This window comes from Pseudomonas sp. MH10 (genome assembly GCF_034353045.1).
Taxonomy (GTDB): domain Bacteria; phylum Pseudomonadota; class Gammaproteobacteria; order Pseudomonadales; family Pseudomonadaceae; genus Aquipseudomonas.
Map to the genome: position 1 here is coordinate 3061144 of NZ_CP133783.1, position 17825 is coordinate 3078968.

The 17825-nt window shown below is 58.4% G+C and carries 20 protein-coding genes; 14 read left to right on the forward strand and 6 right to left on the reverse strand.

Translation table 11 applies throughout. The features are described from left to right. The first annotated feature begins 21 nt into the window (after positions 1-21). The 11 genes from urtB to RHM59_RS13725 all read left to right on the forward strand — a co-directional run bounded on the left by urtB (position 22) and on the right by RHM59_RS13725 (position 10171). On the forward strand, positions 22-1524 hold the full coding sequence (urtB, locus tag RHM59_RS13675; RefSeq protein ID WP_322224365.1) for an urea ABC transporter permease subunit UrtB: 1503 nt from the start codon (positions 22-24) through the stop codon (positions 1522-1524). After that, on the forward strand, positions 1524-2603 hold the full coding sequence (gene urtC / locus RHM59_RS13680) for an urea ABC transporter permease subunit UrtC (RefSeq protein WP_322224367.1): 1080 nt from the start codon (positions 1524-1526) through the stop codon (positions 2601-2603). The genes urtB and urtC overlap by 1 nt, the downstream gene beginning before the upstream one ends. Then, the gene (gene urtD / locus RHM59_RS13685) at positions 2600-3460 is read left to right on the forward strand and encodes an urea ABC transporter ATP-binding protein UrtD (RefSeq protein WP_322224369.1); all 861 of its coding nucleotides are present in this window, start codon (positions 2600-2602) and stop codon (positions 3458-3460) included. Before urtC ends, urtD begins: the two co-directional genes overlap by 4 nt. Before the next feature lie 118 nt (positions 3461-3578). Beyond that, entirely contained in the window at positions 3579-4277 is a 699-nt protein-coding gene (gene urtE, locus RHM59_RS13690; protein WP_322167460.1) for an urea ABC transporter ATP-binding subunit UrtE, read from the forward strand. A gap of 45 nt (positions 4278-4322) precedes the next feature. After that, positions 4323-5168 (forward strand): urease accessory protein UreD, encoded by an 846-nt coding sequence (locus RHM59_RS13695; protein WP_322224371.1) that lies wholly within the window; start codon positions 4323-4325, stop codon positions 5166-5168. A gap of 156 nt (positions 5169-5324) precedes the next feature. Then, positions 5325-5627: an urease subunit gamma gene (locus tag RHM59_RS13700; RefSeq protein ID WP_322167456.1), complete on the forward strand. Its 303-nt coding sequence runs from the start codon at positions 5325-5327 to the stop codon at positions 5625-5627. Positions 5628-5648: 21 nt separating this feature from the next. After that, a complete protein-coding gene (locus RHM59_RS13705; protein WP_322167454.1) occupies positions 5649-6188 on the forward strand; it encodes an N-acetyltransferase family protein in 540 nt (179 codons plus the stop codon). A gap of 17 nt (positions 6189-6205) precedes the next feature. Beyond that, positions 6206-6742: a GNAT family N-acetyltransferase gene (locus tag RHM59_RS13710; protein ID WP_322167452.1), complete on the forward strand. Its 537-nt coding sequence runs from the start codon at positions 6206-6208 to the stop codon at positions 6740-6742. Beyond that, entirely contained in the window at positions 6739-7047 is a 309-nt protein-coding gene (locus RHM59_RS13715; protein ID WP_322167450.1) for an urease subunit beta, read from the forward strand. Before RHM59_RS13710 ends, RHM59_RS13715 begins: the two co-directional genes overlap by 4 nt. A 141-nt stretch (positions 7048-7188) precedes the next feature. After that, positions 7189-8889: an urease subunit alpha gene (gene ureC / locus RHM59_RS13720; RefSeq protein ID WP_322167448.1), complete on the forward strand. Its 1701-nt coding sequence runs from the start codon at positions 7189-7191 to the stop codon at positions 8887-8889. Positions 8890-9046: 157 nt separating this feature from the next. After that, positions 9047-10171 (forward strand): HAMP domain-containing sensor histidine kinase, encoded by a 1125-nt coding sequence (locus RHM59_RS13725; RefSeq protein WP_322167446.1) that lies wholly within the window; start codon positions 9047-9049, stop codon positions 10169-10171. A 153-nt stretch (positions 10172-10324) separates the two neighbouring features. Here RHM59_RS13725 and RHM59_RS13730 read toward each other — a convergent pair whose 3' ends face one another. Next, entirely contained in the window at positions 10325-10630 is a 306-nt protein-coding gene (locus tag RHM59_RS13730) for a chaperone modulator CbpM (protein ID WP_322167444.1), read from the reverse strand. A gap of 2 nt (positions 10631-10632) precedes the next feature. Then, positions 10633-11577, reverse strand: a complete 945-nt coding sequence (cbpA, locus tag RHM59_RS13735; RefSeq protein ID WP_322224373.1) for a curved DNA-binding protein — start codon at positions 11575-11577, stop codon at positions 10633-10635. Positions 11578-11746: 169 nt separating this feature from the next. Here cbpA and RHM59_RS13740 point away from each other — a divergent pair, with 169 nt between their 5' ends. After that, positions 11747-13012: an Hsp70 family protein gene (locus RHM59_RS13740; protein ID WP_322167440.1), complete on the forward strand. Its 1266-nt coding sequence runs from the start codon at positions 11747-11749 to the stop codon at positions 13010-13012. A gap of 159 nt (positions 13013-13171) precedes the next feature. Here the strand turns inward: RHM59_RS13740 and RHM59_RS13745 are convergent, their stop codons facing one another. From RHM59_RS13745 to RHM59_RS13755, 3 genes are all read right to left on the reverse strand, one after another. Beyond that, positions 13172-14182 carry a hypothetical protein gene (locus RHM59_RS13745; RefSeq protein ID WP_322167438.1) on the reverse strand — a complete coding sequence of 337 codons (1011 nt, stop codon included), beginning with the start codon at positions 14180-14182 and terminating at the stop codon, positions 13172-13174. A 98-nt stretch (positions 14183-14280) separates the two neighbouring features. Further along, on the reverse strand, positions 14281-14580 hold the full coding sequence (locus tag RHM59_RS13750) for a PsiF family protein (protein WP_322167436.1): 300 nt from the start codon (positions 14578-14580) through the stop codon (positions 14281-14283). Positions 14581-14674: 94 nt separating this feature from the next. Next, positions 14675-15460 (reverse strand): helix-turn-helix transcriptional regulator, encoded by a 786-nt coding sequence (locus tag RHM59_RS13755; protein WP_322167434.1) that lies wholly within the window; start codon positions 15458-15460, stop codon positions 14675-14677. Positions 15461-15554: 94 nt separating this feature from the next. Here RHM59_RS13755 and RHM59_RS13760 point away from each other — a divergent pair, with 94 nt between their 5' ends. Next, on the forward strand, positions 15555-16442 hold the full coding sequence (locus RHM59_RS13760; protein WP_322167432.1) for a DMT family transporter: 888 nt from the start codon (positions 15555-15557) through the stop codon (positions 16440-16442). Here RHM59_RS13760 and RHM59_RS13765 read toward each other — a convergent pair. Continuing rightward, complete coding sequence (locus RHM59_RS13765; protein WP_322224376.1) at positions 16437-17327, reverse strand: triacylglycerol lipase; 891 nt, start codon at positions 17325-17327, stop codon at positions 16437-16439. The two genes, RHM59_RS13760 and RHM59_RS13765, sit on opposite strands and share 6 nt — an antisense overlap. A gap of 151 nt (positions 17328-17478) precedes the next feature. Here RHM59_RS13765 and osmE point away from each other — a divergent pair, with 151 nt between their 5' ends. Beyond that, complete coding sequence (gene osmE / locus RHM59_RS13770) at positions 17479-17814, forward strand: osmotically-inducible lipoprotein OsmE (protein WP_322167428.1); 336 nt, start codon at positions 17479-17481, stop codon at positions 17812-17814. Positions 17815-17825: the final 11 nt, after the last annotated feature.

Genomic DNA, 17825 nt, shown 5'->3' on the forward strand with positions numbered 1-17825 from the left:
GTCCGCGCAAGGCTTAAAGATATGACAAATGCCCTGTACCGCTTCATGTTCGCCCTGGCCCTGCTGCTGCCGTTTACAGCCCACGCCAGCGATGCCACTGACTTCGTTGCAGCAAGCCCGGTGCAACAAGCCAGACTGCTGGAAGCCTGGGCTGCTCAGCCTGATCCGGCACGCGTCGAGTTGATCAGTGCCTTGGAACAAGGCCAGCTAACGATCGACGGCCAACCCCAAGTGCTGCACCTGAACAACCGCCTGCGGGGTTTGATTGATACCGCATTGGCCAGTCATCAATTGCTCGCTGCCGACGCCAAACTGCGTCTGGGCGCCGCGCAACAGCTACAAAAAAACGCCAAACCGGCGCAACTCGATTTCCTCAACCATCAACTCACTGCCGAAACCAATGCCGAGGTGCGCACCGCGTTGACCTTGGCCCTGGCCAATTTACAGTTGGTGGACACCAACCCCTCCGTGAGACTTGCCGCCGTTCGTCTACTCGGTGAAACCGGTGACCCGCTGGCCCGCACCCGCCTCGAAACCCTGCTCGACCCTGCAGTCGAAACCGACGCTGGCGTGCGCACCGCGGCCGAAACCAGCCTGGCGCAGGTCAAACGCAAACTGATGGTCGGCGAGGTCCTCGGCGAGGCTTTCAGCGGTCTGTCTTTGGGATCAATTTTATTACTGGCAGCGTTGGGCTTGGCGATCACCTTCGGCTTGCTGGGCGTGATCAACATGGCCCACGGCGAAATGCTGATGCTGGGCGCCTATTCCACCTACGTTGTGCAATTGATGTTTCAGCGCTACGCACCCGGTGCCATTGAGTTCTACCCGCTCGTGGCGCTGCCAGTGGCGTTCTTCGTCACTGCATTGATCGGCATGCTTTTGGAGCGCACGGTAATTCGCCATTTGTATGGCCGCCCGCTGGAAACCCTGCTCGCCACCTGGGGTATCAGCCTGATGCTGATTCAACTGGTGCGCCTGGTGTTCGGTGCGCAGAACGTCGAAGTCGCCAACCCACAATGGTTGTCTGGCGGCATTCAAGTGCTACCGAATCTGGTGCTGCCGTACAACCGCATCGTGATCATCGCCTTCGCCTTGTTCGTGGTTGTGCTGACGTGGCTGCTGCTGAACAAGACTCGCCTGGGCCTTAACGTGCGAGCTGTCACTCAGAATCGCAACATGGCCGCCTGCTGCGGCGTGCCCACCGGTCGAATCGACATGATGGCCTTCGGGTTGGGCTCGGGCATCGCCGGATTGGGTGGGGTTGCGCTGAGTCAGATCGGCAACGTCGGCCCGGACCTCGGCCAGAGCTACATCATTGATTCGTTCCTCGTGGTGGTACTCGGCGGCGTTGGCCAGTTGGCGGGCAGCGTGATGGCGGCTTTCGGCCTCGGCATCGCCAACAAAATCCTCGAACCGCAAATTGGCGCCGTGCTCGGCAAGATCCTGATTCTGGCGCTGATCATTCTGTTTATTCAAAAACGTCCGCAAGGGCTCTTCGCACTCAAAGGGCGGGTAATTGACTGATGAACCAGCCTCTTTTAGTGACCGCCGCAGGCAAAGCCGGCGCAAAAATCACCTTGGCGATCGGCGCAGTGATTGTAGTGCTGTTGATCGCACTGGCGCTGCTGTCGTTGCTGCCGCCAGAAAACAGTCTGCAAGTGTCGGCCTACACCTTGACCCTTGTCGGCAAGATCCTCTGTTACGCCATCGTCGCGTTGGCGCTGGACCTTGTATGGGGCTACGCCGGGCTGCTGTCGCTGGGCCACGGTTTGTTCTTCGCCCTTGGCGGTTATGCCATGGGCATGTACCTGATGCGTGAAAGCTCGGGCGATGAATTGCCGGCGTTCATGACGTTCCTGTCGTGGACCGAGTTGCCGTGGTACTGGACCGGGACCAATCACTTTCTCTGGGCGATGTGTCTGGTCGTTTTGGCGCCGGGCTTGTTGGCATTGGTCTTCGGCTTCTTCGCCTTCCGTTCGCGGATCAAAGGCGTGTACTTTTCGATCATGACCCAAGCCCTGACCTTTGCAGGAATGCTGCTGTTCTTTCGCAACGAAACCGGGTTTGGCGGCAACAACGGCTTCACCAACTTCCGCAGCATTCTAGGATTCAGCATTACCTCCCAAGGCACACGGGCTACGCTGTTTTTGCTTACCGTGGCGTTGTTATTGGGTTGTCTGTTCGTCGGCTGGCGCCTGGCGCTGAGCAAGTTTGGCCGGGTACTGACGGCGCTGCGTGACGCCGAAAATCGTCTGATGTTTTGCGGCTACGACCCACGCGGCTTCAAGTTGTTCGTCTGGGTATTGAGCGCGGTGATGTGTGGCTTGGCCGGAGCGCTGTACGTGCCGCAAGTCGGCATCATCAACCCCAGCGAAATGTCGCCGACCAACTCCATCGAAGCGGCGGTATGGGTAGCGCTCGGCGGCCGTGGCACCTTAATTGGCCCGTTGTTGGGCGCCGGGGTGGTCAACGGCATGAAGAGTTGGTTCACCGTGGCGTTCCCGGAGTACTGGCTGTTTTTCCTCGGCGCACTGTTCATCATCGTGACCTTGTACCTGCCTAAAGGCGTGATTGGCCTGCTGAAAAAGAAGGGTGATCAATGAAAACCACTCCGACCCCAGCCTTCATGCTCGAACCGATCCTGGCCCCCAATTCAGACGCCGGTACTAGCCGCGATGCCATTGGCTTCGGGCAAATGACCGGCGCGGGTCTAAACACCCGACACGGCACCATTCTTACCCTGGAAGACATCAGCGTCAGTTTCGATGGCTTCAAAGCCCTGAACAACCTGAACCTGTACATCGGCGTGGGCGAATTGCGCTGCATCATCGGCCCTAACGGCGCGGGTAAAACCACGCTGATGGACGTGATCACCGGCAAGACGCGGCCCAGCCAAGGCAAAGCCTGGTTCGGTGAAACCCTGGACCTGACGCTGATGAGCGAAGTACAAATCGCCCAAGCCGGTATCGGTCGCAAGTTTCAGAAGCCTACCGTGTTCGAAGCCTTGAGCGTGTTCGAGAACCTTGAACTGGCGCAGAAAACTGACAAGTCCGTCTGGGCCAGCCTGCGCGCACGGTTGACTGGCGAGCAGCAAGACAGCATCCATCAGGTACTTGAAACCATTCGCCTGACAGGCTCGATGCACCGGCCTGCGGGGCTGCTGTCCCACGGGCAAAAACAGTTTCTGGAAATCGGCATGCTGCTGGTTCAAGACCCGCAACTGCTGCTGCTCGACGAACCTGTGGCGGGCATGACCGACGCCGAAACCGAATTCACCGCCGAGCTGTTCAAAAGCCTGGCGGGCAAACATTCGTTGATGGTGGTGGAACACGACATGGGCTTCGTCGGATCTATCGCCGACCACGTAACCGTTCTGCACCAAGGCAGCGTATTGGCCGAAGGCTCGCTGGAAGACGTGCAGGCCGACGAGCGGGTGATTGAGGTTTATTTAGGGCGCTAGACCGCGTTGCACCCTTCGCAGGCAAGCCTGCTCCCACAGAGAAGCACGATCACCTGTGGGAGAAGGCTTGCCTGCGAAGAGGCCGGTCCAGACAACGTCGATTAATGAGAGGCAAACCATGCTCCAAGTCGAAAAGCTCCATCAGTATTACGGCGGTAGTCACATTCTTCGCGGCCTGTCTTTCGAGGTGAACATCGGCGAAGTGACGTGCTTGCTCGGGCGAAATGGCGTGGGTAAAACCACGTTGCTCAAAGTCTTGATGGGCCTGCTGCCGTCCAAAGAAGGCGCGGTGCAGTGGGAAGGCAAAACCATTACTGGGTTCAAGCCGCATCAGCGCGTACAGGCTGGCATCGCGTATGTACCACAAGGTCGTGAAATCTTCGGCCGCCTGACGGTGGAAGAAAATCTGTTGATGGGCCTGTCGCGCTTCCCTGGCTGCGAAGCAAAAGAAGTCCCAGCGTTTATCTACGAGTTGTTCCCGGTGTTGCTGCAAATGAAGCAGCGACGCGGCGGCGATCTGTCTGGCGGCCAGCAACAACAATTGGCCATCGGACGCGCGCTGGCGAGCCGCCCTCGCCTGCTGATTCTCGATGAACCCACTGAAGGCATCCAACCCTCGGTGATCAAGGAAATCGGCGCAGTGATCAAGAAGCTCGCAGCGCAAGGCGACATGGCGATTCTGTTGGTCGAGCAGTTTTATGATTTTGCCGCCGAGCTGGCGGATCATTACCTAGTGATGTCCCGTGGCGAGATCGTCCAGCAAGGCCGTGGCGAAGACATGGAAGCGCAAGGGGTGCGTGGTCTGGTTACAATTTGATGCGCTAATCCGCTAAGGTGCGACCTTCACAAAAATGACGCAACCATGAACCTTCCTGCCCACACCGCGCTGTTCACCCCCAGCTGGCATGCCGAGCTGGAGTTGGGCTATGGCCGTTTCGGTGACAGCACGCGTCCGACCTTGCGCCGCCATCAAGGCCCGCTGCGGGTGCAAAAGCATCTGTATGCCGAAGGCCCTGAGGTGTGTCAGCACATCATCGTTCACCCGCCGGGCGGAATCGCGGGGGGTGATCGGCTCGATATTTCGGTGAATGTCGGCGCCGATGCCTGGGCGCAATTGACCAGCCCCGGCGCGGCCAAATGGTACCGCGCAGCTGGCCCGGCTTTTCAGCAACTGGAGCTGAGGGTCGAAGCCGGCGCCACGCTGGAATGGCTGCCGCAAGAAACCATCGTCTTCAGCGCCGCCCAGGCAGAACTCGCTACCCACATTGAGCTGCAGGGCGATGCCCGCGTGTTGTACTGGGACGTGGTCGCCTTGGGGCGCCCAGCCTGTGGCGAGCGTTTTGATCTGGGGCATTTTCAATCCCAGGTGGAAATCCGCCGCGACGGACGTTTGTTATGGCATGAACGCCAGCGTGTCATCGGCAATGATGGCTTGCTGGACTCGCCCATCGGCCTAGGCGGCAAACCTGTATTCGCTACGCTGTTAGTGACCGGCGAAACCAGCGGCGACTTGCTGGAAGCCTGCCGTAACTTGGCTGACGAGCTGCCGGTTCGCGGCGATCTCACACAACTACCAGGCCTGGTGGTCGCCCGCTGCCTGGCCGACGAAGCCCTGCATGCCCGCGCTTGGCTGATTGGATTATGGAAGCTGCTGCGCCCTGAATTGTTGGGGCGTGAAGCGGTTGCGCCGAGAATATGGAGTACCTGATGCACCGCGTCGCGACATCACACCTCACCTGTGGGACCGAATTCATTCGGGAAGCGGCCGGCGCGGTTTGTCTGAAACACCGCGTTGCGACATTCGCGAATGAATTCGCTCTCACAGGGGATCGCGCCCCTCAATTGATATGACACGGAACCGAACATGGACCTGACTCCCCGCGAAAAAGACAAGCTGCTGATCTTCACTGCCGGGCTGGTGGCCGAGCGGCGCCTGGCTCGGGGCGTGAAGCTGAACTACCCAGAAGCCATGGCTTACATTGCCGCCGCGTTATTGGAAGGCGCCCGCGATGGCCGGACGGTTGCCGAACTGATGCACTTGGGAACCACCTTGCTGACCCGTGAGCAGGTGATGGAAGGTATCCCGGAAATGATCCCGGATATTCAGGTTGAAGCCACATTTCCAGACGGGACCAAACTGGTCACCGTGCACCAACCGATAGCCTGATTTCAACACGCGAGTTTTTCAATGACATACCTTATTCGTGACGCACTGGAAGCCGACCTTGTAGGCATCCTCGACATCTACAACGACGCGGTGCTCAACACCACCGCCATCTGGAATGAACAGGCCGTCGAGCTGGACAACCGCAAAGCCTGGTTTGACGCTCGGCAGGTTCAGGGATATCCGATTCTGGTGATCGTCGATGCTGGCAGCGAAGTGCTCGGCTACGCTTCATTTGGCGACTGGCGCCCCTTCGATGGTTTTCGTCATACCGTCGAACACTCGGTCTATGTCCGCGCCGACCAACGAGGCAATGGCTTGGGACCGCAACTGATGCACGCCTTGATCGAACGTGCCCGGCGCTGCGACAAGCACATCATGGTCGCGGCCATAGAAAGTGGAAACGCTGCATCCGTGGCCCTGCATGAACGCCTCGGTTTTGCGATCACCGGTCAAATGGCCCAAGTCGGCACCAAGTTCGGTCGCTGGCTGGACCTGACCTTCATGCAACTGAACCTGACACCCGACGCCGCGCCTTCAGCGCCTCGCTCGAAGCCCTTATAAGAAAGGAGATCCGCCCCATGAACGCCGCCCAGTTACGTCGCGTTAACGCCGAAAGCCTTCCCCACTATCGCCAAGGTCTGGTTGATCTGTTACTGGACGCCGTCAAGCAAGGTGCATCAGTGGGTTTCATGGCCAACCTGAACACTGCGCAGGCGCTGGAGTATTTCGACGGCGTACGCGCAGAGCTGGAAAAGGGCGAGCGACTATTGTGGGTGGTGGTTCAAGAGGAACAAGTATTGGCCAGCGTGCAGTTGTCTTTGTGCCAAAAACCCAACGGTTCGAACCGCGCCGAGGTGCAAAAACTGCTGGTGTTGAAACCCGCGCAACGGCGGGGCCTGGGCGGGCAATTGATCAACGCGCTGGAACAGGCCGCGCAACAACACAAGCGCGGGTTGCTGTACCTGGACACCGAGGCCGACTCGCCCGCCGAAACGTTCTACCGCTCGGCGGGTTATATCAACGTCGGGAAATTGCCTGACTACGCCTGCAACCCCGACGGCGAATACAAACCGACCGCTATCTATTACAAAACCTTGTCGAGGAAGACCGTATGATCCCTGGCGAATATCAGATCCAGCCCGGCGACATCGAACTCAATGTCGGCCGCCGCACGATCAGCCTGAACGTTGCCAACAGCGGTGATCGCCCGATCCAGGTCGGGTCGCATTTTCATTTTTTCGAAACCAACGACGCCCTGGCCTTCGACCGCACCGCCAGCCGCGGCATGCGCCTGAACATCCCCGCAGGCACCGCCGTGCGCTTCGAGCCCGGTCAGTCGCGGGACGTGGAGTTGGTCGATTTGGCCGGGCATCGCCGGGTGTTTGGGTTTGCGGGACGGGTGATGGGCGAGTTGGATTGAAGTCCAGCGTACGCAATAAATAGTTTCGCCGCGCACGACGTTTCGCCAACAAGTTGGCTCCTACAGATGAACTCAATCCCCTGTAGGAGCCAACTTGTTGGCGAGACGTTGGCACCGCCATTGATGATTTAAGGATCGCCCATGAAGATCTCCAGACACGCCTACGCCGACATGTTCGGCCCTACCGTCGGCGACCGCGTGCGGTTGGCCGACACTGAGCTGTGGATTGAGGTCGAGCAAGACTTCACGGTCTATGGCGAAGAAGTGAAGTTCGGCGGCGGCAAGGTTATTCGCGACGGCATGGGCCAAGGCCAACTGATGGCCGCCGAGGTGGTCGACACGCTGATCACCAACGCGCTGATCATCGATCACTGGGGCATCGTCAAAGCCGATGTCGGCCTGAAAAATGGCCGCATCGCTGCCATCGGCAAAGCCGGCAATCCAGACATCCAGCCCGGGGTGACCATCGCCATTGGCGCGGCCACCGAAGTCATCGCTGGCGAAGGCATGATCCTTACCGCTGGCGGTGTCGATACCCACATTCACTTCATCTGCCCGCAGCAGATCGAAGAAGCGCTGATGAGCGGCGTCACCACCATGATCGGTGGCGGCACGGGTCCGGCCACGGGCACTAATGCGACGACGGTAACGCCGGGCCCTTGGCATTTGGCGCGCATGCTTCAAGCCGCCGACGCGTTCCCCATGAACATCGGCTTCACCGGCAAAGGCAACGTCAGCCTGCCGGGACCGCTGATTGAACAGGTCAAGGCGGGCGCCATTGGTTTGAAGTTGCACGAAGATTGGGGCACCACCCCCGCCGCCATCGACAACTGCCTGAACGTGGCCGATCAATACGATGTGCAGGTAGCGATCCACACCGACACCCTGAACGAGTCCGGCTTCGTCGAAACCACCTTGGCAGCGTTCAAGGGTCGTACGATTCACACGTATCACACCGAAGGCGCGGGTGGCGGGCATGCCCCGGACATCATCAAGGCCTGCGGTTTGCCCAACGTGCTGCCCAGCTCAACGAATCCGACGCGACCGTTCACCCGCAACACCATCGACGAACATTTGGACATGTTGATGGTTTGCCATCACCTGGACCCAAGCATTGCCGAAGACGTGGCGTTTGCCGAAAGCCGTATCCGCCGCGAGACCATCGCCGCCGAAGACATCCTGCACGACCTCGGCGCGTTTTCGATGATCAGCTCCGACAGCCAGGCCATGGGCCGGGTCGGCGAAGTGATCATGCGCACCTGGCAAACCGCCGACAAAATGAAAAAACAGCGCGGTCAGTTGCCCGAAGACGGCCCCGGCAACGATAACTTCCGCGCCAAACGCTACATCGCCAAGTACACCATCAACCCCGCCATCACTCACGGCATCAGCCATGAAGTGGGTTCTATTGAAGTGGGCAAGTGGGCCGACCTGGTGCTGTGGCGCCCGGCGTTTTTCGGGGTCAAACCGAGCCTGATCCTCAAAGGCGGCGCCATCGCCGCCAGCTTGATGGGCGACGCCAACGCGTCTATTCCCACCCCGCAACCGGTTCACTACCGCCCGATGTTCGCCAGCTACGGGGGCTCGCTGCACGCCACCAGCCTGACCTTCATCAGTCAGGCCGCCATGGACGCCGGTATCCCGGAATCCCTGGGCCTGAAAAAAACGATAAGCGTGGTGAAGGGCTGTCGCAACGTGCAGAAGTCGGACTTGATCCACAACGACTACCTGCCCAGCATCGACGTCGACCCACAGACTTACCAGGTTAAGGCTGACGGCGTGTTGTTGTGGTGCGAACCCGCCGAAGTGCTGCCCATGGCGCAGCGGTACTTTTTGTTCTGATCGCAAGGTAACGGTAGTAGCCAACGTGTGGCGAGGCGGTGTGTCAGGTACACCGCTTCGCCAACACGTTGGCGCCTACAGACGGCTTTTTTCAGACTCCGAAAAAAGCGCTACTATGCAATACCGCTCATCGCAGCTGCCAGCAGGATAAACCTTCATGCGCCTTTCCCAGTTCATCGTCCAGAACGTGGACAGCATCGTCGACGAGTGGGAAAAATTCGCGAAAACCATCCAGCCAGCAGCGAGTTCCCTGAGCCGTGAAGGGCTGCGAGACCACGCCAAAGCCATTCTGCTGGCGTCCGCCAGAGACATGAACACCGCGCAAACCCAGGTTGAGCAGTCGGCTAAATCCAAAGGTGAAGGCCCGGAGAAATCCCCAACCCTGGACCAAGCCGCCGCCAGCCACGGTGAGTTACGACACACCGTGGGTTTCGACTTGGTGCAAATGACCTCCGAGTTCCGCCATTTACGCGCCAGCGTCATTCGGATGTGGGTCAGCAGTTTGAAGTCGCCGGAACTGACATACTTCCACGACATGATCCGTTTCAACGAAGCCATTGACGAAGCCTTGGCTGAGTCCACTGCAGCCTATGCCGAGCAAGTCGGGCGCTCGCGGGATATCTTTCTGGCAATCTTGGGCCATGACCTGCGGGCGCCGTTGCAGGCGGTCAGCATGTCCACCGAATTGTTGATCCGTAAGGTGGGCCTGGACGATGCGGCACTGTCCTACATTGCGCGCATCAAGGGTGGCACGCGGCACATGGGCGCGATGGTCAAGGATTTGCTTGAGTTCGTCCGTAGCCGCCTGGGTGCAAGCCTGCCGATTCAGCGTAAACCCATGGAAATGGCCAGCGCCTGCCGTGAGGCCATCGAAGAAGCCTGTGCCGGGCAGCCCGAGTGCGACCCTACGTTTGAAGTCAGTGGTGACACCCGTGGTAACTGGGATCGCGGACGCATCGATCAGTTACTGCAAAATTTGATTGGCAACGCACTGCAACACGGCTCCAACAGCCATCAGCTGCGGCTGACACTGAGTGCTGATGAGAACAGCGTGACGTTGATGATGCAAAACTTCGGCGAACCGATTGCCGAGGGCGCGATTGGCACCCTCTTCGATCCGCTTGTTCGCAGCACCAGCGAAGAATTGGGGCACCCGTCGACGAGCCTTGGGTTGGGCTTGTTTATCGTCAAGGAAGTGGTCACTGCGCACAACGGTAGCATTACCGTGACCTCGAACCGCGCTGACGGGACGACGTTTACCGTGGTATTGCCCAAACATTAGGTCGCGTAGACACATCACCTGTGGGAGTCGGCTTGCCGACGAAAGCGTCAGCAAGGGCGGCACAGATTCAGCGGTGAATACACTGGCGTCTTCGCAGGCAAGCCTGCTCCCACAGGATCTCGGCTCATCGCAGGATGTCCGGACTATTCAAAATCAATCCAACAAAAAACGCCCCAACCGCTGTTTGAGCATGAAGTTTTCCGCCCGCAAGCGGTCAACTTCACTCAGCAGATCCAGCGCCAACGCCACGCTGTCCCATTCAAGCTCAAGGTCGTGCTGCAACTTGATCGCCTGTCTGGCGACGGCCAAGGCATGGGCGTCGAACAGCCACTCCTCGGGCTGCTGCCCCTGAGGTTCGAGAATGCCGTGCTCGACGATTTCGATCACGAAGGCGGCCGGCATCTCGGTCACCTGACAGAATTCCTTCATATCCAGCTCTACGATCAGGGTGCTGCTCATGATCAACTACTCCATTGGGCTCTCGGATCGAATGCGGCGGTATCGGCCAAGCTCTGCCAAAGTGCCTTAGCGGCTTCGTCGGTGGTTTTCGGCATCACAACCTTCAACTGCGCGTACAAATCGCCGCGCTGACCTTGCTTGTCGAGCAAGCCATTGCCTTTGACGCGCAGGCGTTGGCCGCTTTGGCTGTCGGGGCGAATGGTCAGGTTGATCTTGCCGGTCAGGGTCGGTACCGCGACTTTGGTGCCCAGCGCCGCTTCCCACGGTGCTAATGGCACGGTAATGATCAGGTCATGGCCTTCAACATCAAACATAGGGTGCGGTGCAAAACGGATGATCAGGTACAAATCGCCATTTTCGCCGCCGCCAACCCCCGGTGCGCCCTGCCCTTTGAGACGAATACGCTCACCGTCAGCGACGCCAGCCGGGATTTTCACGTTCAGGGTTTTGGTGACATCTGCCATGCGCTGACCATCAGCGCCATGTTGGGCCACCTTGAAGCTGACTTGTTTGGACTCGTTCGACAGGGTCTCTTCGAGAAAGATCGGTAATTCCATTTCTACATCCTGTCCACGACGACCCGCGCTACGCGGCCGGCCTTGCTGTGCCCGACCACCAAAGATCGAGCTGAAAAAATCTGAAAAGTCGCCGGCGTCTTCGCCATAGCCGCCGCTGGACGCACCGCCACGGTTCTGCCAGCCCGGCGGGCCCTGAAAGGGACGACCCTGCTGGCCATACTTGCGCAGCTCTTCATATTCGGCGCGCTTCTCCGGGCTTTTGAGTACCTCATAAGCCTCGGAAGCTTCCTTGAATTTTTCCTCTGCGCCCTTTTCTTTACTGACGTCAGGGTGATACTTGCGGGCTAATTTGCGGTACGCGACCTTGATCGCTTTGTCGTCCGCAGTCGGTTCCACCCCAAGAATCTTGTAGTAGTCTTTGAAGTCCATGTAACGGTCACCATCCCCAATTATCCAGCGCAGCCTCAAAAGGCCCATGCTCAGCGCGTAGCATGCTCTTTTTCGGATTTAACTGCACCTAACCGACGTTTCACCCTACGCATCTGTGGTGGGCTGACATACACTGCGCGGCCGTTTTTTTGACTGGAACATGAAGCACATGAAAAACGAATCTCCAGCCCGTGCCTGCGGTATTGACTTCGGCACGTCCAATTCGACGGTTGGCTGGCTACGGCCGGGCATGGAATCGCTCATCGCGCTGGAGGACGGCAAAATCACGTTGCCTTCGGTGGTGTTCTTCAATATGGAAGAGCGTCGCCCGGTGTATGGCCGCCTGGCGCTGCACGAGTACCTGGAAGGCTATGAAGGCCGCCTGATGCGCTCGCTGAAGAGTTTGCTCGGCTCCAAGCTGATCAAACACGATACCAGCGTGCTGGGCACGGCGATGCCGTTCAAGGACCTGCTGGGGCTGTTCATCGGACAACTGAAACAACGCGCCGAAACCGCCGCCGACCGTCCTTTCGATGAAGTGGTGCTGGGTCGGCCGGTGCATTTTGTCGACGACGACGCCGCCGCCGATCAGGAAGCCGAAGACACCCTGGTGGAAGTCGCGCACAAGATTGGCTTCAAGGAAGTGTCGTTTCAGTACGAACCGATTGCGGCGGCGTTCGACTATGAGTCGACCATCGAACGCGAAGAGCTGGTGCTGATTGTCGACATCGGCGGCGGTACATCGGACTTTTCCCTGGTGCGTCTGGCGCCGGAGCGACGTTTTGTTGCCGACCGGCATGACGACATTCTCGCCACCGGTGGCGTGCACATTGGCGGGACCGACTTCGACAAGCAGCTCAGCCTTCAGGGCGTGATGCCGCTGTTTGGCTACGGCAGCCGGATGAAGAGTCAGGCGTACATGCCGACCAGCCACCACATGAACCTGGCGACCTGGCACACCATCAACGCTGTGTATTCACAGAAATCGCAAATCGCCTTGGCCAGCATGCGTTACGACATCGTTGATACCGGCGGTATTGATCGTCTGTTTAAGCTGATCGAGCAGCGCGCCGGCCATTGGTTAGCGATGGAAGTTGAAGAAACCAAGATTCATCTGACCCATGAAGAGAGCCGCCATGTGCCACTGGATCGTATTCAACCGGGCTTGAGCGTCGAACTGAGCCGGACGTTGTTTGAGTCGGCCATTGAGGCGCTGCTCACCCGGGTGCGTAACAGCGTGTCGAAGCTGCTGAACGATGCCGGCGTAAGCGTCGATTTGGTGGATACGGTGTTTTTCACCGGGGGCTCAAGCGGGATTCCAGCCCTGCGCAACAGCGTCTCGGCCATGCTGCCCAATGCCCGCCATGTGGAAGGCAACATCTTTGGCAGCATCGGCAGCGGCTTGGCGATTGAAGCCAAAAAGCGTTACGGCTAAGTTGATTCGGTCCCACAGTGACAGGCTGGATGTGGATTGCCTGGAGATCCGTGGGACCGAATTTATTCGGGAATGGTTTTCACATCCAACTCATCAGTGTCTGATATGACGCCTTCCCGAATGAATTCGGTCCCACAGGGTGACGTGTGTGTGGCCGTGTTAAACCAACCCCGCCTGACGCAATTCGCTCTTCAAATACGCATAGTAGATCGGTCCGGCCACGACGCCGGGCAGGCCGAAGGCTGCTTCGAAGATCAGCATCGCCAGTAACAACTCCCACGACTTAGCGCTGATTTGGCCACCAACGATCCGCGCATTGAGAAAGTACTCAAGCTTGTGGATGACGATCAGATAACCCAACGCCGCGATGGCGACCCAGATCGACAACGACAGGCCGACGATGAAGATCAGCGTGTTGGACATCAAATTGCCCACCACCGGCAATAAGCCCAGCAGGAAGGTCAGGATGATCAAGGTTTTGGTCAACGGCAGGTGAATGCCGCACAGCGGCAGCACGATGGCGATGAAGACCGAGGTGAACGCCGTATTGAGCAGAGCAATCTTGATCTGGGCAAACACGATATTGCGAAACGCTTCGTTGAGCAGGTCCAGACGTTCAAACAGCGCGGCCGACAGCGGCTTGCGTTTATGCCCCACTACTACACGCTGCAACGCAACGATAGCGCCCAACACCATGCCGATCAGCAGCGTGACGAAGGTGTGCGCTGCGCCTTTGCCCAGCAGTTGCAAATCGCCGATGTGCTTGGTCATCCAGGCACCCAGCGAGATACGAAACTCATCAGCGCTGGCGGGCAGGTAACTGTCAATGAACGGCGGCAACTGACCGCGAGCGCGGTCGACCACTGTCATGAACTTGCCCAACGACGCGCCCGGGTTTTCGGCTTCGTGGAGAAAAAAACTGATGGCGCTGGCAAACAGCAACGTCAGCACACTGACCACCAATGTACCCAGCAGCGCCACGGCTAACCAGCGCGCACGCTCACCGGCAATCAAAAGCTGCAGTTTCGGGGTGAGCATGTTGACCAGTTGAAATACCAGCAACCCGGCCAGCAGACTCGGCAGAAGTTTGAGCGGTATCGCCGCCAGCAACCCTCCACACACGATGATCAAACTGGCCAACAACACGTGACGCGGGGAAAACGTTGGCATGACAGCCTCAAAAACGAACGGCGCGAAAAGGGGGGCAGTCTGCCAGCGTTCCGAGTTGAGGACCAGTGCTCAAAAGGTCGCTGCCGACGATCAACCGATCACTTCTTCAGGCAGGTGCTCATGAACGCTCTGCGCGCATCGCCCTTCAAGGTTTTTGCCTGGGGATCAGCGTTGCAGTCCTTCATCTTCTGTTGCTGCGCGGTGACTGGCTTGGCCGCCGCTGCTGGCGTGGCTTTGAGGCAATTACTCATGAACGTTTTGCGCGCATCACCGGTCAGGGTTTTCGCTTGCGGGTCGGCGTTACACGTGGTCATTTTGTTCTGCTGCGCGGTCTCGGCAAATCCGTGTGCGCACATCATCAAACCCATAACCAACAGAGGAACACGTAGCATTTTCATGGAGTTATCTCCTGATGACCCACGCCGATCAGCGTGGCCTCGCTGAAGTGTAGCCAAGGCCACGAGATATGTTACGGGATGTGATTGGCCTATTTCAGGCCATTTTTGCTTGCCGCCGGTACTGTTCGGGCGAGCAACCGGCCTGGCGCTGAAACATTGAAATAAATGCCGAAGCGCTGCTGTAGCCCATGTCATAGCCGATTTCCTGCACGCTGCGACGGCCCTCCAACGCCTCAATGGCTTTTAAAAATCGCAAGCGCTGGCGCCAGTCGCCAAAACTCATGCCCAATTCCCGCACACATTGCCGGGCCAGCGTTCGTTCGCTGACATGCACCTGACTGGCCCACTCCACTAAAGGTCGGTTGTCGCCGGGTTCAGCCTGCAACGCTTGAAGCACCGAGACTAAACCGGGGCTTTGCGCATACGGCAGGAAACGCGTTTGCACCGGCGCCACCCGCAACTGATCCACGATCACCTGCGCCAAACGCTGGTCGGCATCGCTCTCGGGAATTTTCACGTCGCGATCGGCAAAGTCATTGAGGATCGCCTTGAGCACGTCGCTGATCACCAGCGTGCAGGGTGCGTCCGGCATGTGGGCGCTGTGTTCGAGGGCAAGGTAGACCGAGCGGTAGGTGACGGCCTGACGGTTGTAGCAGCTGTGCTCCGCGTGCGACGGAATCCATACCGCGTATTGCGGCGGCGACATAAAGCGCTGACCCGCGATTTCGATCTCCATCACCCCGTGCTTTACAAAGTTGAGCTGCCCCCAAGCATGCCGATGCGGCGCGCTATGGGTGTCGGCGCCGAACTCGTCGTGTCGTAGGTAAACCGGGCACGGTAGACCGGAAAAATCTGGGATGGTGAGGAGTTTGGTTTTCATACTGTCTGCCGCTCGGTGGAAGTTGTCCGAAACGGAGTATAGCCATCGCAACGGACAGGCGGATAATTCAGTCTCACTTCCGAGCGGTGCGCCGATGCAATATCTATTTCCGCTACTGACGATTGTTATCTGGTCAGCCAACAACGTGGTCAACAAACTCACGGTGGGCGTGATATTTCCTGCCGAGATCGGTTTCTATCGCTGGTTGCTGGCGGGTATTTTGTTCACCCCGTTTTTGCTTCGGCCGGTGATCAAGAACTGGGAGGTGATCAAACCCAATTTGAAAAAAATAGCGGTCCTTGGCGTGCTGGGCATGGCGGTTTACCAAAGCCTGGCGTACTTCGCCGCGTCGATGACCACCGCCACCAATATGGGCATCATTTTATCGTTGATGCCGATGATCGCTCTGGGGTTGTCGATTACGACCTTGGGCACTCGGTTAACCACCGGTGCCTTGGTGGGCGCAGTGCTGTCGTTCAGCGGCGTGACGGTGGTGGTTTCGGCCGGGAGCCTGAGCGCCTTGATGGAGCGGGGTCTTAACCTCGGCGACGCGATGATATTGGTCGCCACGTTCGCGTACGCCGTCTACAGCACCCTGTTGAAAAAGTGGCAAATGCACCTGCCGCCCCTGCAACTGTTGTATTTGCAGATTTGGGTCGCCGTGGCAGTGTTGTTTCCCATGTTCCTGCTGTCGCCCAAAGCGGGACTGAACTCAAGCAATATTCCGCTGATTTTGTATGCGTGCATCCCGACCTCAATGCTCGCCCCACTGCTGTGGATGCATTCTATTCATCGTCTGGGCCCAAGTCGCACCTCCATGTTTCTCAACCTGATGCCCCTCACGACGGCGCTGATCGCATCGGCCGTACTGGGCGAGCATCTGGCGTCCTATCACTTGATCGGCGGCGGACTGACGTTGTTCGGTGTGGTGCTAGCGGAACGCTGGACCACACCGTTGGGTGTCGCACAACGGGCGTTATAACCCCGCCGCTTTCAGCCGCTCGGCATGTTCGGTAAACAAGCGCACGGGCTCGGCGCCCGTCCCCACCAGTCCCAACGACTGATTGACGATATCGAAGTGGTCAAGGGGGTAGTCGTCGCCGATGACAGTGCCCAAGTGCGAACTGAAGCGCCCGACCATGCCGTCGCACTGCCCGACTTCCCGGGTAAAGGTACGGGCAAACAGCTGACAGGTGCGATTGGTCCCATCCAACCGATTGCGCCCACGATCAGTGCGCCCCGGTTGCAAGGTGCCGGACCACGAATAATAACGTACGCCATTGACTTCCTCTGGCCCCTGCCCGCCCCATGTTTCCGGCAAGCCTTGGGGATAACGACTGTTGAACAGCGCCACGCCATTAGTGGTCAGCGACTGATGCGATGCATCGATGTCCACCGGGAATCTGGGGCCGTGGTAGCCGGTTTCCAGCAACGCCATCAACCAAGCCAATAGCCGCAGCACGAGGTTAAGTAGCCACCCCTTGGCCGTGCCCGCGGGAAAACTTCGCTTCAGGTAATCCGCTAACTCGGAGCCATGATTAGGCCCCGCAACACTGGTGACGGAGGCCACAAGATCAGGGCGCTTAGCGGCGGCATACCGAATGGTCAGGGCACCTTGGCTGTGGCCGATCAAGTTCACCTTGGCCGCACCGGTCTCCAGCAGAATCTTTTCGATCTGCTGCAACAGCTGTTCGCCGCGCACTTCGGTGGAATTGATCGAGGACACCAAGACCGGGAACACCTTTGCGCCGCCGCGACGCAAGGTCGTCACAATGCCGTACCAGTAGGGGTACAGCACCAAACGAACGAACCCCAGCAACCCTGGAACCATGATCAACGGATAGCGCGTAGCAAGTTTTTGCGTCATGGCACGGTCCTTTTGCATGAGGGTGGCGACTCAACCTTAGTCAACAATATCGGCTGATGCCTGAACGCCATCTTTAAATCGAACTCTGGTTACCTTCCGTCGCTCAAAGCTTCATCGGGCCAACCATGGCTCAGTTATCAGGAGCGTTCCTATGTACAAGCAAACCTTGGCAACACTGAGCGTGCTCGCCGTTCTGGCCGGTTGCTCGACCACCACCCAAAACCCGGTGGATTTCGTCACTTATCGCAACGAGCCGCTGGTCAAGCAAGTTGAAAAAGGCATGAACGAACAACAAGTGCTGACGATTGGCGGTGAGCCGTCTTCCCGTCAGCACCGCATGGTCCACCCTGGCAGTTGCAACAACTACGTGCTAAACCACGAAGGCAGCAAACAAACCTACTACGTGGCGTTTGACGGCAATGGCAAGGTCGACACAAAGGGTTTCATGACCTGCGACCAACGCGAAGCGAACGAGCGCGCCATGTAAGACCCGCAGTC